The sequence below is a fragment of the Xanthomonas hortorum genome, assembly GCF_040279205.1.
GTDB classification, from domain to species: Bacteria; Pseudomonadota; Gammaproteobacteria; order Xanthomonadales; family Xanthomonadaceae; genus Xanthomonas; species Xanthomonas hortorum_F.
This window is the reverse complement of the sequence record NZ_JBEOLS010000031.1, coordinates 1-18230: the sequence shown is the minus strand read 5'-3', so window position 1 is coordinate 18230 and position 18230 is coordinate 1. Positions and strand designations below refer to the sequence as shown.

General features: G+C 64.3%; 18 protein-coding genes. 1 reads left to right on the top strand and 17 read right to left on the bottom strand.

Translation table 11 applies throughout. From position 1 onward, the window contains the following. Positions 1 to 4 precede the first annotated feature (4 nt). From ABS769_RS13175 to flgG, 17 genes are all read right to left on the bottom strand, one after another. A complete protein-coding gene (locus ABS769_RS13175) occupies positions 5 to 229 on the bottom strand; it encodes an acyl carrier protein (RefSeq protein ID WP_317060744.1) in 225 nt (74 codons plus the stop codon). A 64-nt stretch (positions 230 to 293) separates the two neighbouring features. Next, the gene (locus ABS769_RS13170) at positions 294 to 1403 is read right to left on the bottom strand and encodes a DegT/DnrJ/EryC1/StrS family aminotransferase (RefSeq protein ID WP_317060745.1); all 1110 of its coding nucleotides are present in this window, start codon (positions 1401 to 1403) and stop codon (positions 294 to 296) included. Positions 1404 to 1524: 121 nt separating this feature from the next. After that, positions 1525 to 3009 (bottom strand): sigma-54 dependent transcriptional regulator, encoded by a 1485-nt coding sequence (locus tag ABS769_RS13165; protein ID WP_317060746.1) that lies wholly within the window; start codon positions 3007 to 3009, stop codon positions 1525 to 1527. Beyond that, a complete protein-coding gene (locus ABS769_RS13160; RefSeq protein ID WP_005997154.1) occupies positions 3002 to 3385 on the bottom strand; it encodes a response regulator in 384 nt (127 codons plus the stop codon). The genes ABS769_RS13165 and ABS769_RS13160 overlap by 8 nt, the downstream gene beginning before the upstream one ends. 8 nt (positions 3386 to 3393) lie before the next feature. Beyond that, entirely contained in the window at positions 3394 to 4797 is a 1404-nt protein-coding gene (gene rpoN / locus ABS769_RS13155) for an RNA polymerase factor sigma-54 (protein ID WP_317060748.1), read from the bottom strand. Between the two features lie 224 nt (positions 4798 to 5021). Continuing rightward, complete coding sequence (locus tag ABS769_RS13150) at positions 5022 to 5654, bottom strand: response regulator transcription factor (protein WP_003482986.1); 633 nt, start codon at positions 5652 to 5654, stop codon at positions 5022 to 5024. A 70-nt stretch (positions 5655 to 5724) separates the two neighbouring features. Further along, positions 5725 to 6291: a PilZ domain-containing protein gene (locus tag ABS769_RS13145; protein ID WP_317060749.1), complete on the bottom strand. Its 567-nt coding sequence runs from the start codon at positions 6289 to 6291 to the stop codon at positions 5725 to 5727. Further along, complete coding sequence (locus ABS769_RS13140) at positions 6291 to 6584, bottom strand: hypothetical protein (RefSeq protein WP_317060750.1); 294 nt, start codon at positions 6582 to 6584, stop codon at positions 6291 to 6293. Before ABS769_RS13140 ends, ABS769_RS13145 begins: the two co-directional genes overlap by 1 nt. Before the next feature lie 8 nt (positions 6585 to 6592). After that, complete coding sequence (gene fliS, locus ABS769_RS13135; RefSeq protein ID WP_023903949.1) at positions 6593 to 7006, bottom strand: flagellar export chaperone FliS; 414 nt, start codon at positions 7004 to 7006, stop codon at positions 6593 to 6595. Between the two features lie 151 nt (positions 7007 to 7157). Further along, a complete protein-coding gene (gene fliD, locus ABS769_RS13130) occupies positions 7158 to 8483 on the bottom strand; it encodes a flagellar filament capping protein FliD (RefSeq protein ID WP_317060751.1) in 1326 nt (441 codons plus the stop codon). Positions 8484 to 8723: 240 nt separating this feature from the next. Further along, positions 8724 to 9926 (bottom strand): flagellin, encoded by a 1203-nt coding sequence (locus ABS769_RS13125; RefSeq protein WP_317060752.1) that lies wholly within the window; start codon positions 9924 to 9926, stop codon positions 8724 to 8726. 318 nt (positions 9927 to 10244) lie between these two features. Further along, positions 10245 to 11450: a flagellar hook-associated protein FlgL gene (flgL, locus tag ABS769_RS13120; RefSeq protein ID WP_317060753.1), complete on the bottom strand. Its 1206-nt coding sequence runs from the start codon at positions 11448 to 11450 to the stop codon at positions 10245 to 10247. After that, positions 11450 to 13324 carry a flagellar hook-associated protein FlgK gene (gene flgK / locus ABS769_RS13115; RefSeq protein ID WP_317060754.1) on the bottom strand — a complete coding sequence of 625 codons (1875 nt, stop codon included), beginning with the start codon at positions 13322 to 13324 and terminating at the stop codon, positions 11450 to 11452. Before flgK ends, flgL begins: the two co-directional genes overlap by 1 nt. An 11-nt stretch (positions 13325 to 13335) precedes the next feature. Beyond that, entirely contained in the window at positions 13336 to 14526 is a 1191-nt protein-coding gene (gene flgJ / locus ABS769_RS13110) for a flagellar assembly peptidoglycan hydrolase FlgJ (protein WP_023903954.1), read from the bottom strand. 1 nt (position 14527) lies between these two features. Then, entirely contained in the window at positions 14528 to 15646 is a 1119-nt protein-coding gene (locus ABS769_RS13105) for a flagellar basal body P-ring protein FlgI (RefSeq protein ID WP_006452264.1), read from the bottom strand. A gap of 10 nt (positions 15647 to 15656) precedes the next feature. Further along, positions 15657 to 16349, bottom strand: a complete 693-nt coding sequence (gene flgH, locus ABS769_RS13100) for a flagellar basal body L-ring protein FlgH (protein ID WP_115038945.1) — start codon at positions 16347 to 16349, stop codon at positions 15657 to 15659. 38 nt (positions 16350 to 16387) lie between these two features. Continuing rightward, on the bottom strand, positions 16388 to 17173 hold the full coding sequence (flgG, locus tag ABS769_RS13095; protein WP_006452262.1) for a flagellar basal-body rod protein FlgG: 786 nt from the start codon (positions 17171 to 17173) through the stop codon (positions 16388 to 16390). A gap of 900 nt (positions 17174 to 18073) precedes the next feature. Here flgG and ABS769_RS13090 point away from each other — a divergent pair. Next, on the top strand, positions 18074 to 18230 hold a 157-nt coding region (locus tag ABS769_RS13090; protein WP_233368074.1), incomplete at its 3' end, for a transposase.

The window sequence follows — 18230 nt, the reverse complement described above, 5'->3', positions numbered from 1 at the left end:
GTGCTTACGCCTCGGTCAGTTTGTAGAGATCGCCGACAGTGATGGCCGTGGTCAGGTCTTCGCCGGTGATGGTCTTGCCGTATTCCATATCGAACATCACGATCACGCCCAGCGCGGCCAGCGAATCCCATTCCGGGAGTTCGAGCAGCACGGTGTCGGTGGTGACTTCGACCGGCTCCTGGAAGTCGGTGGCGGCGATGAAGTTCTCGATAAACGTTGCCTGGGTCATGCGATCTCGCCTGGTTGCCTGTTGAAGTTGCGGGAGTCTGAAATGCAGGTGCAGCATGTTGCCATCATGTGGCCTGTTGGCCGGCGATCAGGTCAGCAATGGTATCGACCTGGTCGCGGGTCAAGCCAGGAAAGATCGGCAGACACAACACCTGTGCCGCCACCGAACGCGCCACCGGCAGCCATGCCGGTGCGGACGAGGGCAGGGCGCGATACATCGGGAAATCGCTGATCAACGGATAGAAGTAACGCCGTACCAGGATGCCGTGCTCGCGCATCAATTGGTATAGCGCATCGCGCGCCAGCGGGTAATCGTCCTGCACCAGAATCGGAAAATACGCGTAGTTGGCCGTGGCGTGATCGGGCCGCGCAACGCAGCGGATGCCGCGAATGTCGTTCAATCGCTGCCGGTACTGCGCATCGATGGCGCTGCGCTGCGCGATGGCGTGATCGATGTGCTTGAGTTGCAACAAGCCGAACGCCGCGCTGATCTCATTCATCTTGCCGTTGATGCCCGGTGCGACCACCGTGGTTTCGTCGACGAAGCCGAAGTTCTTCAGATGCCCGATACGTTGATAGGTTTTTTCGTCCGGGCAGATAATCGCGCCGCCTTCGAAAGTGTTGAACACCTTGGTGGCATGAAAGCTCAACACGCTCAGGTCGCCATGGCGCAGGATCGAGCCGCCGCCATCGCGCACACCGAAGGCATGCGCCGCGTCGTAGATCACCTTGAGGTTGTAGATATCGGCGATGCGCGTGATGGCGGCGGTGTCGCAGGTCGTGCCGTAACAATGCACCGGCATGATCGCAGTGGTCTGCGGCGTGATGGCCGCTTCGATCTTGGACGGATCCATGTTGAGCGTCACCGGGTCGATGTCCACAAACACCGGGGTGATGCTTTTCCACAGCAGCGAGTGCGCGGTGGCCACGAACGAGTAGGGCGTGGTGATCACTTCACCGGTGATGCGCAGTGCCTGCAACGCGGTGATCAGCGCAGTGGTGCCGTTGGTCAGCAATGCCAGATGCGAAACGCCCAGGTAGTCGCACAGTGCGCGCTCGAGTGCCCGATGCATCTCGCCACCGTTGCTGAGGATGCGGCTGGTCCAGATCTGCTCCAGATAGGGCAGAAATTCTTCCAGCGGCGGCAGCAGCGGACTGGTGACGGGTATGGTCATCAAACACTCGGCAAGTGGAGTCGGCACGTCGATGTCGATTCCGCTCGCAGCCGATGACTGCGAACGGAGTGATCCTGCTGAAGCAAGCGCTGTGCCAGCAGACGTGGCCGGCGCGCTGGTCCTAGTTCGCCAGCTCGGTTTGCTCGCGATCGATGCCGTACTTGCGCAGCTTTTCCACCAGCGTGGTGCGGCGCAGGCCGAGCAGCTGCGCTGCATGCGCCACCACGCCCTGGGTACGTTCCAGCGCTTCGTTGATCAGCGCCAGCTCGATGTTGGCCATGTGACCACGCAGGTCGATGCCATCGTCGGGCAGGCTGGACGCGGTGGCCGGTTCGGTGGTGGCCGATTTGGGCTGCAGCGTCACCACATTGCTCGGCAAGGTGCTGACCTCTGCCGGTGCGGCAACCAATGCCGGCTCGGGCGGAAGTTCGAGCGCCGTGGCTGCAGCAAAATCGCCGCGATAGCGTGCCGGCAGATCCTGCACGCGCACCAGACCGCCCGGGTGCAGCACCGCAAGGCGCTCCACCAGGTTGGTCAGCTCGCGCACATTGCCCGGCCAGTCGTAGCTGCGCAGCGCCTGCAAGGCTTCGTCGGCAAAGCGCACTTCGCCGCGCCCGGTGCGCGCCAGCTGCCCGGCGATTGTCTGCACCAGAATGGCCAGGTCGTCCACGCGTTCGCGCAGCGCCGGCATTTCGATCGGAAACACGTTGAGGCGATAGAACAGATCCTCGCGGAACTGGCCATCGCTGATGCGCGTTTCCAGATTGCGGTGGGTCGCGGCGATCACGCGCACGTTGCAGCGGATGGTCTGGCCACCGCCCACGCGCTCGAAGCTGCGCTCCTGCAGCACACGCAGCAACTTCACCTGCATCGGCACGCTCATGTCGCCGATTTCATCGAGCAGCAGCGTGCCGCCCTCGGCCATTTCGAAGCGGCCCTTGCGGGTGCTCAGGGCACCGGTGAAGGCGCCTTTTTCGTGGCCGAACAGTTCGCTTTCCAACAGGTCCGGCGGAATCGCGCCGCAGTTGATCGCCACAAACGGCCCATCGCGCCGTGGCGAGTGCTGGTGGATGGCGCGTGCGACGACCTCCTTGCCGGTGCCCGATTCGCCCAGCACCAGCACGGTGGTGTCGAACGCCGCCACCTGGTCGATCAAGCGGCGCAGACGGGTCACCGCCTCGCTATTGCCGGTCGGGCCGGTGTCCTGCTGCACGCCGGCCTGATGCTCGGCATCCAGCCGCTTGAGGCTGGCACGGCGCAACAAGGCTTCCAGCTGCGCGTGACGCAGCGGCGTGTCCAGCGTCCAGACGTTGGCTTCGTGCAGCCCGTGCGTCTGCGCGAACGCGCTCGGGCTGCCTTCCATCAGCAGCACCGGTGGCGGCAGCTTGGCATCGGCCAGCCAGTCGAAGAACTTGTCGGCCTGTGCAGCATCCTGCGCCGAGCCCACCATCACCGCCATCCACTCATCATGCCGATGACGGCCAGGATTGATGTCGGCGCCGTCGGTGACCCAGCGTGGATTGAAGTCCATGAACTCGAGCAGCGACACGGTACGCTCGGCGCGCACGGCATCGCTGTCGATCAGCAGAATGCGGGACTCACTCATTCCTGGCTCCTTCCGTCAGGCCCTCCAGGATTGGCATGACTTCCTGGATATAGGACAGCTTGCTAACAAAATTGTCAGCACCCGCGCGAAGGGCATGTTCACGATGCTCTGCATCGTCAAAGTGGCTCGCGATGACAATATACGGCGGATCGTCCTGCGTCTTGATCAGACGGGTCGCCTGCAACCCGCCCATCTCCGGCATGGCCAGGTCCATCAACACGACATTGGGGCGCAGCGACTCAGAGCGCTCGATCGCTTCCAGTCCATTGGCGGCACTGCCCACGATATTGAGCCACTCCACTTTGCGAAAATGACGCATCGCAGCGTTGATGAAGCCCTCGTGGTCGTCGACCAGCAGCACGGTGAGTTTGCTCATAGTAGTCCTTATCCTGCCCGGGCAAGCAGCGGTTTGTTGATGCGGCGGCGCTCGCGTGCCGGGGCGATGTCGAGTTGTTCGCGGTACTTGGCCACAGTGCGACGGGCAATGTTAACGCCCTGACGCGACAACAGCCCGGCGATGGCTTCGTCGGCCAGCGGCCGGCCGGCCGGTTCGCTTTCGATCAGTCTGCGCACCATCGCCTTGACTGCCTGGCCGGAGACGCTGGCGCCTTCCAGACGCACGGCAAAGAAATGCTTGAGCTCGAAGGTGCCGCGCGGTGTCTGGATGTATTTACCGGTGGTAATGCGCGAAATCGTCGATTCGTGCATGCCGATCTCATCGGCAATTTCCTTTAGCGTCAGCGGTGCCATGGCTTCTTCGCCACGCACCAGAAACGCAGCCTGACGCTCGACGATGGCGCGCGTAGCACGCAGCAAGGTCTCGTAGCGCATCGACAGGCCACGGGTCAGCCAGCGCGCTTCTTGCAGCATGTCGCGCAGCGGTTGTGCGGCTTCGCCGGCCTCGGCCAGTGCGCGCTCGTGCACGGGATTGATGCTCACGCGATGCGTGGTGGCTGGATTCAATGCCACGCGCCAGCTGCCATCGGCATGCCAGGCGAGCACATCGGGAATCACGCTGGCGTTGCTTTCCTGCAGCAGGTCGTCGCCCGGGCGTGGCTGCAGCGAGAGGATCAGGCGCACCGCTTCGCGGGCGTCGTCGAGCTCGGCGTCGTGCGCGCGTGCCAGCAACGCGTAGTCGTGGCTGGCCAGCAATTCCAGATCGCCCGACAGGATGCGCGCAGCCAGATGGCGTGCCGGCACGCGGCCGGGCAGGGCGCTCAGCTGGGCCTGCAGACACTCGCGCAGATCGCAAGCGGCCAGGCCGGCCGGGTCGCCGTGCAGCAGGCGTTGACGGATCGCTTCCACTGCCTGCACGGTCATACCCAAGCGAGTGGCGCCGAGCTGCTGCAGGGCCGCCAACGCTTCGCTCAGATAGCCGGCGTCGTCGGTCTGCTCCAACCAGAACGCGGCGGCCGCCAACGCAGCCTCGTCCAGATCAAGTGCCAGTTCGCGCAGGATGCGCACATGCGGGTCGGTGGATTCGCCAGCGGCAACGCGCTGCATGCGGTCGTCGTCGCCATCGTTCCAGCTGCTGCTTTGCACGTCCCACATGGTGCTCTCGGGCAGCTCGTCGAAAGCGGCGATATCGGAGGCGCCATCATCGCTGGTCGCGACGTCGTCGCTGCTGTCGGCCAGTTCTTCCAGCTCCAGCAGCGGATTGGTTTCCAGCGCGCGACGGATTTCCAGCTCCAGCTGCATGCCGTCCAATTGCAACAGACGGATCGACTGCAGCAACTGCGGGGTCAGGTGCAGTTGCTGGCCAAGCTGGGCGGAAATGGTCGTCTTCATCGAAGCGCTTCCGTAAGGCGCCGCATGTAGCGGCGATGGAACGCATCTTGCAGGACAACGCGACGGGTTTCTAATCAGGGAGTGGTGTGAGGTGACTCATGATATTCCTGACAGCATGTCAGGAATTTCCTGACACTACAGGCGGGCTCAAGCATGCCCGCCGGAATCCCGTCACTGTTTTGGCCTTCAACGGCCTGCCAAGCGCTCGCAACCGAGCGAACGCCTTAGACCAGCTCGTTGTGATGTTTGGCGGCCAGCAGCACCAGGTCGTTGGCACGCCGGCAGCCGAGCGATTCCATCATGCGCGCGCGATGTGTCTCCACCGTCTTGACGCTGATGCCCAGGTCGGCGGCGATTTCCTTGTTGCTCTGGCCGCGGCCGATCTCGCGCAGGATCTCGCGTTGACGCGGGGACAGCGCGGCGATGCCGACCGGCTTTTCGCGTCCCAGCATCGGCGCGATCATCTTGGAAGAAATCTGCGGGCTCAAAAACACCTGGCCGGCGGCTGCAGCACGCAGCGCCAGTTCCAGTTCGAGCGGCGCGGCGTCTTTGACCACGAAACCGACCGCACCGCGATCCAGCGCGTCGCGCACATGCACCGGGTCGTCGTGCATCGACATCATCACCACATGCGTACGCGGCGCAGCGCGCAACACATCGGTCATGGCATCCAGGCCGCTACGGCCGGGCAGGGACAGATCCATCAACACCAGATCGGGTCGGTGCAGGGATGTCATATCCAGGGCTTGTTGCGCATTGCTGGCCTCGCCAACGACATCAATGCCGGCGAAGGTTTGCAGCAGCCTGGACAGGCCGGCACGTACAAGGGTGTGATCGTCGACGATGATGACTCGCACGGCGCAGAAGAGACCTTTTTTCAGTAAAGGGCACCTTAGCCGACCCAGCGCCTCGCGCCAACAGGCGGCGTCAGCGCTGGCGGCGGGCGTCGGCGATCTGACGGCGATGCAGACGGAACAGATGGCGTTCCAGTGCGTCCTGCAGGCCGGGCGAGAGCGGCGCAAACCGCAGCCACAGCCAGTGATCGTGGCCATCGTGGGCGCTCGCCAACACCTCGGCGGGCAGCTGTACCAGTTCAGGAAGCCAGTCGGATGGCTGCAGGCAAACGCTGCCAACCGTGCCCGGCGGCTGGCTGCTTGCGCAACTCAGGCGGATCCCTCGGACCGACCAGCGCACCGTGCCCTGGATCAGGCCGGTGTCGGCTTGCCGCACCAGGCGGCCGATCAAGGCCAGCATCAGGTCGAGTTTGGCATCCATGCGCTGCACCAGCAGCGGCAGGTCGCCGCGGTCTTCGCTGGTTTCTTCGCTGCGCAGGTCTTCCACCTGGCCCAGGCTGCGCAGCAGGGTTTCTGCGGCGCTGTGCGAGCCGGCATCGCTACCGGCGCGAAAACCGGCCGGCAGACGCAATTCGCAGCTGAGCGTGTCGGCGAACAGCGCGGCATCGGCCGATGGCGCGAGGGTGCCGAGCGAGCTCATCAGATCCGTCCGACCCGTGCGTAGGCGCGGCTGGCCGACGAGGAGGTGCGCTGTGCGCGGATCAGATCCAGCAGCTTGCGGCGACGCTCGAGCATCATCCGCATCAAATCCTGCTGCATGGTGTGCAAGGTCTGCAGCGCGTCGCGGTCCTGGCTCAGGTCCACGTGCTGCGCGTATTCGCGCAGGTGCAGATCGTGGCTGTCCAGCAGGAACGGCATCACCTCGAACTCCTCCTGCGCCATGGCGAGGCGGATATCGGCGATTTCGGCTTGAAGGCTTTGCGCGCTATGCATGGCTGGACTCACGAAACGGCAGAAAGGCCGCGTTGTTCGAGGGGAATGGAGTTCCACGCCGAGTCGATTTCGCTGAGCAGTTCCAGCGCTTCGGTCAACGCAGTTTCGTCGTTATGCAGATTGGCTGCGGTCAGGCGCTGCATGACGTAGTCGTACAGTGCCGACAGGTTACCTGCAATCTCGCCGCCGGCTTCGTGATCGAGCGAGCCGTTCAAGTGACCGACGATGGCGCAGGCTTCGCCGATGGCCTTGCCCTTGCGCGCCTGGTCGCCCTGCGCCAGGCAGGCCTGGGCCAGACGAATGCGCTGGCAGGCGCCGGCAAACAGCAACGACACCAGCTTGTGCGGGTCGGCTTCGGTCACGCTGGTGGACACGCCGACCTTGCGGTATTGCTCGGCATATTGGCGATTGGAACCGTACATGGATGACTCCCTCAATTGGCTGGCCTTCGCGGGTCCCGGAGCGGGGTGCTCCTGCGACAACGCTCCTGCCAACAGGCAAGGCCGACATCACGATAGGTACTACTTGTATCGGCAACACCGGCGTACGACTTGAGGACTGCGATCACGGAAATCAGCTTGTCAGCAGGCTGCTGAGCGAACTGGTACTGCTTTGCAGCTTGCTGATCATGGTTTCCATCGCGTTGAACTGCGCGGTATAGCGATCGCTGAGCTTGACCATGCGTGCGTCGAGGTCGTCCAGGTCGGACTCATAGCCCTTGATGGCCTTGTTCAAGCTGTCCGAACGCAGGGTCAGGGTGCCATTGGTGACGTTGACATTGCTGTCGAGCAGCTTGGTCATGGTGGAGCCGTACTTGCTGTCCTTGCCGAACACCTCGGCGGCGGCACCGCCGTCGGCGGCGATGGCCGTGTCGAACTTGCCGCCGTCAAAGCTCATCACCCCATCCTTGTCGATGGTCAGGCCCAGTGCCCTGAGCTCGGTGAGATTGCCGCTGACCTGGCCGCGCAGCTGCTGCTGCAGGCCGCGCACCAGCGGGTCGCCGGTCAACGCTGCGGCAGTCTTGGTGGTGGCGTCGTAGGCGCTGCTCTTGGCCAGCAGCGTGTTGGCGGTGTTGTAGGCCGCGGCATAGGCAGTGAGGTTCGCCTTGAGGCCGCTGGTGTCTGCTGCAACGCCCAGCGTGACCTTGGTGCCTTCGGCGGCCTTGGTGAGGTTGAGCACCACGCCCGGCACGATGTCGGTGATGGTGTTGGAGCTGGAGGTGCGCTCGAAGCCATCCACACGCACCAGCGCGTCGGCCGCGGCCACGGACTGGTTCAAGCCGCCGGTGACGCCGGGGCCATAGGTGAGGCTGCTCAGGCTCGGGTCGCTGGCACTGACGGTCAACGCGCCCTTGGTGCCGGAGTCGACCGCGTTGAAGACCAGGTGCTGACCATCGTTGGCGGTGACCACGCTGGCGGTGACGCCCTTGCCACCGGCCGCCTTGTTGATGGCGGCAGCGATGTCGGTGAGTTTGTCGGTGCCGCTGACATCCACGGTGATGCTCTTGTCGCCATAACCAATCGTCAGCGTGCCGCTGCCGACCGTGGCATCGGCGGTGAACGCGCCGGAGGCCAGCTTCTGCGAGGTGGCCAGCGAAACCACTTCCACCGAGTAGCTGCCGGGTGCGGCCGAACTGGTGGTGGTGGCGGTGAAGCCCGCATCGGTCTGCACGGTCGCCTTGTAGGCGTTGGTGTCGGCGCTGCTGACGACCTTGTCCAGCGCAGATTTGAGCGTGGTCATGCTGCTCTTGATCTGGCTGATGGCCGACAGCTGGGTTGTCGCCGCAGTGCCGGCCTTGTTGATGCGCGCCTGCTCGGGGTCCTTCTGCCGTGACACGAGCGTGGACACCACTGTCGGGATGTCCAGTCCGGAAGCGGAAGTGCTGATCACCGATGCCATGTTGCATTCCTCGTCTGGGCGTCCAAAAAGAAGGGACGCATGGGATTACGAGACGGGTATCGGCCGCTTCCGCGAGGACTTTAGCGGCGGCGACGCGTCTCGCTCACGGAATGATTCGATGCAAATTCCATGCCGCAACGTGCGTCAAGAAAACAGCGTCAACAAAACGTAAGCCAACAAAAAGCCCCTCCGAAGAGGGGCTTTGGACTTGCTGCGAAGCGTACCGCTTACTGCTGCGAGTTACTGCAGCAGGCTCAGCACGTTCTGCGGAACCGACTTGGCCTGGGCCAACATCGCGGTACCGGCCTGCTGCAGGATCTGCGTGCGGGTCAGCTCGGCGGTTTCCTTGGCGTAGTCGGTGTCGCGGATACGGCTACGCGAGGCCGACAGGTTTTCCGAGGTTGCGCTCAGGTTGGCGATGGTGGAGGTGAAGCGGTTCTGCACCGCACCCATGTCGGCGCGCGAGGAGTTGACTGCGGTCAGCGCCTTGTCGACGATTTCCAGAGCCTGCTGCGAACCGGCAAAGCTGGAGATATCCAGGCTGCTCAGCGTGACTGCGGTAGAGCCGGAGGCGGCCGAGGCGGTCTGCAGGCCGGCACCGACGGTAACACCGGTGGCGCCCGTGGTGCTGCCCATGGTCAGCGAGGTGAAGTCCTGACCAGCCTTCAACGATTCCAGCTTGATGTTGCCGCTGTTGTCGATCGAGGCATACATGCCGGTCTGGTCGAGCTTGTCGTTGATCGCCGAAGCGACCTTCTTGTTGATCGCCGCTGCGTCGTCGCCGCTGGCGATCTTCACGTCGCCGATGGTGACCGTCTTGGCGCTGCCGCTGGCGTCGTTGAATGCAAGCGAGATACCGGTGATCGAGCCAGAAGCGGTCGCGGTGCCGGTCACGCCAGCGCCGGAGACGGAGGCAGCGAAGTTGGCCTTGCCCAGCGAATCGACATTGGCGTCGACGATGCTGTTGATGCCGATGGTCTGACCGGCGTCGGCGCCGACCTGGAACAGCGCGCCGGAGAAGTCGCCGTTCAACAGCTTGGTGCCGTTGAAGTTGGTCTGGTTGGCAACGCGGTCGATTTCGGCGGTCAGCTGCTTGACTTCGGAGTTCAGCGCGTCACGGTCGGTGGCCGAGTTGGTGGCGTTGGACGACTGCACCGACAGCTCGCGGATACGCTGCAGGTTGCTGCCGATTTCCACCATCGCGCCTTCGGCGGTCTGGGCCAGCGAGATACCGTCGTTGGCGTTGCGCGAGGCAACGTCCAGGCCGCGGATCTGCGTGGTGAAGCGCTCGGAGATCGCCAGACCTGCGGCGTCGTCCTTGGCGCTGTTGATGCGCAGACCCGAGGACAGACGCTGGATGCTCGTCGACATGCTCGCGCTGCTGGTGTTGAGGTTCCGCTGAGCGTTCAGCGACATTACGTTGGTGTTGATTACCTGTGCCATTTTGATTTCTCCTAAGCGATTTTTCCGGCAAGGGGGACTTGCCCGGAGCCTCCGCAGGGGGGCCATCAAGTTGGCCGTTGCCGCTGCTGAGATGAATAACGGCGTTGCGTCGGGAACCTTTAGCGAAATCCAGTATTTTTTTACTGTTTTTCTGCTGCAGGACGAAATACGGAAGCGTTGTGTATCAAGGGGTTTGGTTTATTCGGCAGCACCCCGTGAATCTTTAGTGTTGGTATAACTTTCTACAAATAAACTCCGTCCGCCTGCACAATGCTCACGCGCAGGAGCGAAGAAAAACCCTGGTTTTCTGCTGCAAAATCAGCGGAGCAGGTTGAACAACGACGACGACTGCATCTGCTGAAAAATCGTTTGAGCGGCCTGCAACGAGGCCTTCTCGAGTTCGTACTGCCCAAGTGCCGAGGCGTAATCCAGATCGCGGATCGACGACAGGGTGGTCTTGAGCGTGACTTCGTTGGATTCGAGCAGCGAATTGGCGTTGTCGATCGCCGACAACTGTGCGCCGCCCGAGGCGCGTGCATCGATCATCTTCGACGAGGCCTGACTGATGTTGCGCATGGAGGTCTGCAGCGTGTTGATCATCGCTGCCTTCTGCGGCTGGGTCAGGGTGTCGGAGTTGAGTGCGCCGACCAGGTCGTCGATGGTGGAGAACACGTCCTTGGTGGTGGAGGCGCCGATCTGGAAACTGTCGCCCACTGCCGGTGCGCCGCTGATGCGCATGCCCACGCCGGCGGCGGTGATGTCTTCACCATCTTTATAGGTGCCGGTGCTGACCACTGCGTTGGTGCTGTCGCGCACCTCGTAGGTGTCGGCGGCGGTGAACTGCACGCTGTAGCTGCCGCCATTCCAGCTGCCGGTACTGGCGTCGCGGCTGAAATCCAGCAGCAGCCCGGTGCCGGTATTGGTGTTGGCGGGGTGCGCGTCCACGGTGCCGTCGCCGGTGCGGATACGCATGAAGATTTCGCTGCCGGGCAGGGTGTCGCTGACAAAGGTGTCCGGCGCCACTTCGACCTGCTTCTGGGTCTGGTCGCCGTTGTAGACGACGCCGCCATTGCTCTTGATGAACGGTGCGCTGCCATCGGCGGTGCCGCCGAACAGATAGCGCCCGGTGCCGTCGGTGCTGTTGGCCAGACTCACCATGCTGTCGCGCAGCGCAGTCAGTTCCGAGGCGATCGCCTTGCGGTCGTCGGGGCTGAGTGAGGAGTTGTTGGCCTGTACCGCCAATTCGGTGACGCGCGCCATTTTGTCGCCGGCTTGCGACAAGGCGTTTTCCTGCAGGCCGAGGCGGTTCTGCACGTTGTTGGCGTTCTCGCCGAAGCGGGTGATCGCTGCCAGGGCGCGATCCAGGCCGACCGCGGTGCCGGCGGCGACCGGGTCGTCCTTGGCGGTGACCAGGCGCTGCCCACTGGCGAGCTGGGCCTGGATCTGATTCAGCCGCGACTGCTTGGCCGTCATCGACGACACCGACTGGCTGTACATCATGCTGGTGGAGATACGGTCGGTCATCAGCGTACGGCGCCCAGGATGGCTTGGAAGATGGTGTCGGCGGTGGAGATCATCTGTGCGGCGGCCTGATAGGCCTGCTGCAGTTTCAGCATGTCGGCGGCTTCCTCGTCGAGGTTGACGCCGGAAATCGAATCGCGGCTGGCCTGCGCCTGGTCGTTGATGACCTTCTGCGCATCGGCCGAGTAACTGGCCGCACGTGCAGCCGAGCCCACCGAGGTGGTCAGGCCGGACAGCGCGCCATTGAGCGTGACCGTGCCGCCATTGAGCGCCTTGGCGTCTTCCACTTTGGCCAGCAGTTTGGCGTTGCCGTTGTCGCTGGAGCCGGCGCCCATCGGGCCGACGCCGAAGGTGTCGCCGGCCTTGGGCGCGCCATCCAGCGCAAAACTCCAGCCATTGGCGCTGATGGTCTGGCCGGCGGTGTAGGGAAACGGGCCGTTGCCATCGATGGTGTACTGGTTGGCGTCGATGAACTCCACCGACGACGGCGTCAGCAGCGCTGGGTTCTGCGCATTGGTGACCTTGACGTCGCTGATCTTGCCGGTGCCCAGGTTGGCGAGCGTGGCGGTGGCCTTGACCGGCGTTGCCGCGGCAATGCGCGAGGGGTCGGTGATGGCCACCGAGATGCTGCCAGCCAGCCCTGCGGTGGGCTGCAGCAGGAACTTGTCGCCGTTGGCCGGGGTGCCGCCGACCACCAGGCTGACACCGTTGAGCACCAGTGGATCGCCCGTGCTGCCGGTGCCGGTGATCGGCACGGCGGCGCCGGTGTCGGCGCGCGTGGCCTTCCACGCCGCACCGTCGAAGCTGAGCGTGACGTTCTGCCCGTCCACTGCGCTCATGTTGCTGAAACTGGCGCTCAGCGAGGCAGTGCCGGTGTTCTTGGGATTGGCGGCGGTGGTGGGCGAGCCGATGTTGAAGAAGTTGCCGCCCATCGCGCCGTACAGGTCCATGCCCTGGGCGTGACCGGCGTTGAAGGTGCTGGCCATGCCCACGGCCAGGCGCCCCAGTTCGGCCTGGGTCGGTTCGAGCACGCTGCTGCGGAACTCCAGCAGGCCGCCCATCTGGCCGCCCAGCGAGTTGGCGCTGAGGCTGACGTTCTGGCCCTGGGTCTGCAACGCCACCTGCAGCTTGGTCGGCTGATACGGGTCAGCCACGGTGGTCAGTTTGGCCGCCGTGGTCCCCACCACCAGCGCCTGGCCGCCGGCGGTGAAAACGTTCATGAAGCCGCCGTCCTGGATCACCGCGGTGCCGCCGGTGAAGCCGACCAGCTTGGACACCAGCGCATCGCGTTGATCGAGCAGATCCGGCGAGGCGTTATCCACGCTGTTGCCGATGGTGCCGTTGATCTTGGCGATCTGCTGGGTCAGGCGATTGACCTCGTCCACCGAGGACGTCAGCCCGTTGTTGACCTCATTGCTCAGGTTGTCCATCTGCCCGTTGAGCTGCTTGAAGCGCGTCGCCAGCGAGTTGCCGCTGTCGAGCATGCTCTGACGCTCGGCGGTGGAGGAAGCATTGGACGACACCGCGCTGGTGGAATCGAAGAAATTCGACCACAGCCCGGCGACATTGGTGGCGGTGTTGGAGTACAGGCTATCGACGCGGTTGGTCAGCGAGGACAGCTGCTGCAGGCGCGAGAGCTCGCCGCCGCTGTCGAGCAGGCGCGAGATGGCCAGCTGGTCGGCCACCCGGCCCACGTCGGTGATCTTGGCGCCATTGCCCACGAACGCGTAGCCCATGTCGGTGGGCGTGCGCGTTGCAAATTCCACACGTTGGCGGCTGTAGCCTTCGGTATTGATGTTGGCGACGTTATGGCTAACGGTCGACAACGCCCGTTGGAAGGCGATCAGCGCACTGGTCCCGGTGGACATGATGGACATGGGCGTTTACCTCAACGACGGATGGTGCCAAGCCCGGCGGGCTCGGCGGTGCTGGCATAGCGGTTGGACAGGTCGGCCGCCGCGTTGCCGATGGCGGCCACCGCGCGGTCGATGGTCGGACCGTTGGCGATCGCCGCGATCTTGGCTGCATAGCCCGGATCGGTGGCGTACCCAGCCTGTTGCAAGCCGCGTGCAAAACCCTTGATATCGGTGCCGGCCTGCAGCGCGGGCTGGTAGCGACTGTTGTTCTTCAGCAGCCGCACGTAGTCGGCAAAGCTCTCTTCGGCCGAGCCGTAGGCACGGAAATCGGCGGTTTCGGTGGTTTTGACGCCATTGACGTACTCGTGGGTGCCGGTGGTGACCTTGTCGCCGCTCCAGCCGGTGGCCTTGATGCCGAACAGGTTGTTGGAATCGCCGCCATTGCCGATCCCGCGACGGCCCCAGCCGGTTTCCAGCGCGGCCTGTGCGACCAGCGCACGCGGATCCACGCCCAGTTCGCGCGCGGCTTTCTGCGCATGCGTCCAGATCTTGGCGACGAAGCCTTCCGGGGTGCGCTCGCCCAGGCTGGCGGCGGCGCTGCTGGCCGCGCTCGCATTGACCGCGGCACTGGCATCGGCGGCATCGCTGACCGCCACATCGCTCCAGCGATCGTTGGCCGACGGCCAGCTCAGTGCGGCCGCATCGTCGCCGCCGGACTCGCCACCGCCGGTACGCCCGGCGATCAGATCCAGCACCTGGCTCATGCCGATACCGGTCAGGCCGCCTGCGCCGATGCCTGCAGCGGTGCCGACAGCTGCGCCCAGGCTCGCACCGACGCTGGTTGCCGCGCCATCGCGTGCCGGCAGCGGCAACGAGGCATCGCGCTTGCCGGCCACCAGGGCGTAGGCCTTGGCCGCATCGGCGGTGCTCAGCGAGGTGTTCAACGCCGGGCCGCCAGTGTCGCCACTCAACTGCTTGGAGATCATTGCCGACAGACCCAGGCCCTTGCCTTCGGTCAGCGCCTTGGCCATCTGCTGGTCGTACATTTCGCGGAACATCTGGTTTTCACCCGGAAACATCGGGTCGCCGGAGCTCGCATCGCGCATGCTCTTGACCAGCATCTGCGCGAACTGGCCTTCGAGCTGACGTGAGACCTTGTCGATCTTTGCCGGATCGGCCTTGGTGCTCGGGTTGAGATCAATGGGCGAGGCTGCGATACGCATGTCAGATGACCTCTAGCTCCGCCGTCAGCGCGCCAGCCTGCTTCAGAGCTTCGAGAATGGCGACCAGGTCGCCGGGAGCCGCGCCCACTTCGTTGACTGCGCGCACGATCTGATCGAGCGTGGTGCCGCCTTCGAACTTGAACATGCGGCTGCCTTCGGAGGTGGCCGTGATGGTCGACTGCGGCGTCACTGCCGTACGGCCGCCACTGAAGGCACCGGGCTGGCTGACATTGGTGTTTTCGCTGATGGTCACGGTAAGCGAGCCATGCGCAATCGCCGCCGGCATCACCCGCACCAGCTGGCCGATCACCACCGTGCCGGTGCGTGCGTTGACCACCACCTTGGCCGGCGCGTCGCCCGGCGAGAGTTCGACGTTTTCCAGCCGCGCCAGCAGGCCGATACGGGCGCCCGGATCGGTGGGCGAGCGCACCGACACGGTGACCCCATCGACCGCACGCGCGGTGCCGGCGCCGAAGCTGTTGTCGATCGCCGCGACCATGCGCGAGACGGTGGTGAAGTCGTTCTGATGCAGGTTGAGCGTGATCTCGCCGGTGCCGGCAAACACGTCCGGCAATGCGCGTTCGACCGTGGCGCCGTTGGGAATGCGACCGACGCTGGGAATGTTGACCGACACCCGCGAGCCGTCCTTGCCCTGTGCGCCGAAGCCACCGACTACCAGGTTGCCCTGGGCCATCGCGTAGACCTGGCCATCGGCGCCTTTCAGCGGGGCCATCAGCAGCGAGCCGCCACGTAGCGACACCGCGTTGGCGATCGAGGAGACGGTGATGTCGATCGGCTGGCCGGGCTTGGCAAACGGCGGCAATTCGGCGTGGATGGCCACGGCCGCGACGTTTTTCAGCTGCGGATTGACGTTCGCCGGAACATTGACGCCCAGCTCGCCGAGCAGGTTCTTCAAACTCTGCACGGTGAAGGGCGCCTGGCTGGTGCGGTCGCCGCTGCCGTCCAGGCCAACCACCAGGCCGTAGCCGACCAGCGCGTTGCCGCGCACGCCGCCGACCTGGGCGAGATCCTTGATGCGCTCGGCCGAGGCTGGCGCGGCAATCGCGCAGACCGCAACAGCGGCAGCGAGCAGACGGAAGGGCAGGGAAGACAGATTCATGGTCGCAGGCTCAGTAGGGCGACAAACGGGAATTGAAGAAGCGGCTCAGCCAACCCATCGCGTTGGACTGCGCGATCGCGCCGCGGCCGCCGTAGGCGATGCGTGCGTCGGCCACCTTGCTGGAGGGCACGGTGTTGTCCGGGGAGATGTCGGCGGCGCGCACGATGCCTTGCACCTGCACCAGTTCGTCGCCCTGGGTCAGGCGCAGATTCTTCTGCCCCTGGATCACCAGATTGCCGTTGGGCAAGCGCTGCATCACGGTGACGGTCACGCTGCCCTGCATGCGGTTGCTCTGCGCGGTGTTGCCCTTGCCGTCGAAGCTGCGATCGCCGCTGGTGGAGTTGCGCAACACATCGGTGCCGTTGACGGTGAGCGGCACGCCGAGCAGCGTGGGCGTGCTCATGTCCACGGTGTCGGCCTTGCTGATGCTGGTGTTGGCGGTGGAGGAGGCGGTGGTGTTTTCCACCAGGTTCACCGTCAGCAGGTCGCCGACATCGCGGGCACGGCGGTCGCCGTACAAGTTCAAGCCCGGGCCGGCGGCATAGATGGCACCGGCGGTGGGCTGCGCCACCGGCGCGACCACCGGCACGATCGGCGCCAGTTCGGCGAACGGCCGCACATCGCCGGCTGCCACGCAACCACCCAGCAGCGCGCTGCAGGCGAGGGCAAGACCCAGAGAGGAGAGAGAGGGCAGGCGTGACATGGCGTGGATTCCTGAGAGGGCAGCGACCGGCGAGCCGATCAGACGTTGTTGTTCAAGTAACCGAGCATCGAGTCGGTGGTGGAGATCGCCTTGGCATTCATTTCGTAGGCGCGCTGGGTCTCGATCATGCTCACCAGCTCTTCCACCGTATTGACGTTGCTGCCTTCCAGCGCGCCCTGCACGGTGGTGCCCAGGCCATTGAGGCCGGGAGTGCCGTTCTGCGCGGGACCGGAGGCGGTGGTTTCGACGAACAGGTTCTCGCCCTTGGATTGCAGGCCCGAGGGGTTGATGAAGTCGGTCAGCGTCAACGCGCCGATTTCCTGCGCGGCGGCCTGGCCGGCCAGGGTCACGCTGATGGTGCCGTCGTTGCCGATGGTCAGCGACTGCGCGCCTTCGGGCACCTGGATACCGGGCTGCAGCGGGTAGCCACTGTTGGTGACCACTTCGCCCTGTGCATTGATCTGGAAGGTGCCGTCGCGGGTGTAGGCGGAGGTGCCGTCGGGCATCTGCACTTCGAAGAAGCCGCGACCGTTGACCATCACGTCGAGCGCGCGGCCGGTCTGCTGCTGGCTGCCCTGGTCGAAACCCTTGAAGGTGGAGACCACCCGCACGCCGGTACCCAACTGCAGGCCGGTCGGCAACTGCGTCTGCGCGGAGGTGGAACCACCCGGCGCACGCACCTGTTGATACAACAGGTCTTCGAACGCAGCACGATCGCGCTTGAAGCCGGTGGTATTGGTATTGGCCAGGTTGTTGGAAATGACCGACATGCGCGTCTGCTGCGCATCCAGTCCGGTTTTGGCGACCCACAAAGCCTGATTCATGACCCGATTCCTCGTTAGACCCGGGGATGTGTTCCGGGCACGGCTGGGTATATGCACGTGCTGTGCCAAACCCGCGCCGGATTTTTGCCGGCTGTGCGCTGGATCACGCGGAGTGGGCGCGGCGGCCTTCGCGAGGCAGGGCTGGCGGCGGGTAGGCCGCGGCTAGGCGGAAGCGGTGGAACCTGCGCGGCAGATCAGGCGCGGTAGATCGGTTGCCGGTCAGCGGTGTGTTCGACGACGTGTGAACCTTTGGCGCTGCGTGCGGAAGGGTTCTTGGGATTTGCCGGCTGGCACTGCGACGCAGTCAAAAGCCTGGTTGGTCGAGCGCGCGGTGCCCTCAAAAGCCTGCTCAGTCGAGGGTGCGGTGCCCTCAAAAGCCTGGTCAGTCGAGGGCGCGGCGCCCACACCGCTCGCGGGACACGCCGCAAGTACGTCCATGTAGGCTCGGTGGCGGCATCCATGCCGCCACACGGTCCCGCAATCGGCGAGGGCACCGCACCAGAAAGATTGCTGGTCGCTTTGTTAAAAGCCATGCACACCGACCATCTCGACTGGTCCTTGCCCGCCCACCGTCGCGGGACCTTACGCGGCATGGATGCCGCGTAAGAGCCTACACGGACGTACTTGCGGCGTGTCCCGCGATAGTGGGCGGGCAAGGGCCCTGCAGCCAAGGTGGTTGGGCAAAAACCCTGCAGCGAAGCCGCAAATCAGCCGCAGCGAGAGCCCAGATCATTTGCTCAGCAGTAGACCTGCGTGTGCAAGACGATAGTGGCCAAACGACATGCCGATTGCGTAAGCCTGCCACGCCGCCTTACGCCAGCTCTCGAATTGACTGGCAAAACCCAGCGGGCCGACTAGGGCCTGTTAACACTAATGGCCCGAGCGATTAAACTATCGTGCATGGAGATCACGCCAGCACAATTTTCTCTGATCGAACACTGCCTGCCGGCGCAGCGCGGCAATGTCAGCATGACCAACCTGCAAGTGGTCAACGCCATCCTTTACGTTGCCGAGCATGGCTGCAAATGGCGCGGCCTACCCAAGCGCTTTGGCAACT

Coding starts and splice junctions, on each gene's coding strand:
- ABS769_RS13160 (WP_005997154.1), bottom strand. CDS start 3,385: ATGAGCAAACTCACCGTGCTGCTGGTCGACGACCACGAGGGCTTCATC.
- flgG (WP_006452262.1), bottom strand. CDS start 17,173: ATGAATCAGGCTTTGTGGGTCGCCAAAACCGGACTGGATGCGCAGCAG.
- ABS769_RS13125 (WP_317060752.1), bottom strand. CDS start 9,926: ATGGCACAGGTAATCAACACCAACGTAATGTCGCTGAACGCTCAGCGG.
- fliD (WP_317060751.1), bottom strand. CDS start 8,483: ATGGCATCGGTGATCAGCACTTCCGCTTCCGGACTGGACATCCCGACA.
- flgH (WP_115038945.1), bottom strand. CDS start 16,349: ATGTCACGCCTGCCCTCTCTCTCCTCTCTGGGTCTTGCCCTCGCCTGC.
- flgL (WP_317060753.1), bottom strand. CDS start 11,450: ATGACCGACCGTATCTCCACCAGCATGATGTACAGCCAGTCGGTGTCG.
- ABS769_RS13145 (WP_317060749.1), bottom strand. CDS start 6,291: ATGAGCTCGCTCGGCACCCTCGCGCCATCGGCCGATGCCGCGCTGTTC.
- ABS769_RS13170 (WP_317060745.1), bottom strand. CDS start 1,403: ATGACCATACCCGTCACCAGTCCGCTGCTGCCGCCGCTGGAAGAATTT.
- rpoN (WP_317060748.1), bottom strand. CDS start 4,797: ATGAAGACGACCATTTCCGCCCAGCTTGGCCAGCAACTGCACCTGACC.
- flgK (WP_317060754.1), bottom strand. CDS start 13,324: ATGTCCATCATGTCCACCGGGACCAGTGCGCTGATCGCCTTCCAACGG.
- fliS (WP_023903949.1), bottom strand. CDS start 7,006: ATGTACGGTTCCAATCGCCAATATGCCGAGCAATACCGCAAGGTCGGC.
- ABS769_RS13175 (WP_317060744.1), bottom strand. CDS start 229: ATGACCCAGGCAACGTTTATCGAGAACTTCATCGCCGCCACCGACTTC.
- ABS769_RS13165 (WP_317060746.1), bottom strand. CDS start 3,009: ATGAGTGAGTCCCGCATTCTGCTGATCGACAGCGATGCCGTGCGCGCC.
- flgJ (WP_023903954.1), bottom strand. CDS start 14,526: ATGCGTATCGCAGCCTCGCCCATTGATCTCAACCCGAGCACCAAGGCC.
- ABS769_RS13140 (WP_317060750.1), bottom strand. CDS start 6,584: ATGCATAGCGCGCAAAGCCTTCAAGCCGAAATCGCCGATATCCGCCTC.
- ABS769_RS13105 (WP_006452264.1), bottom strand. CDS start 15,646: ATGAATCTGTCTTCCCTGCCCTTCCGTCTGCTCGCTGCCGCTGTTGCG.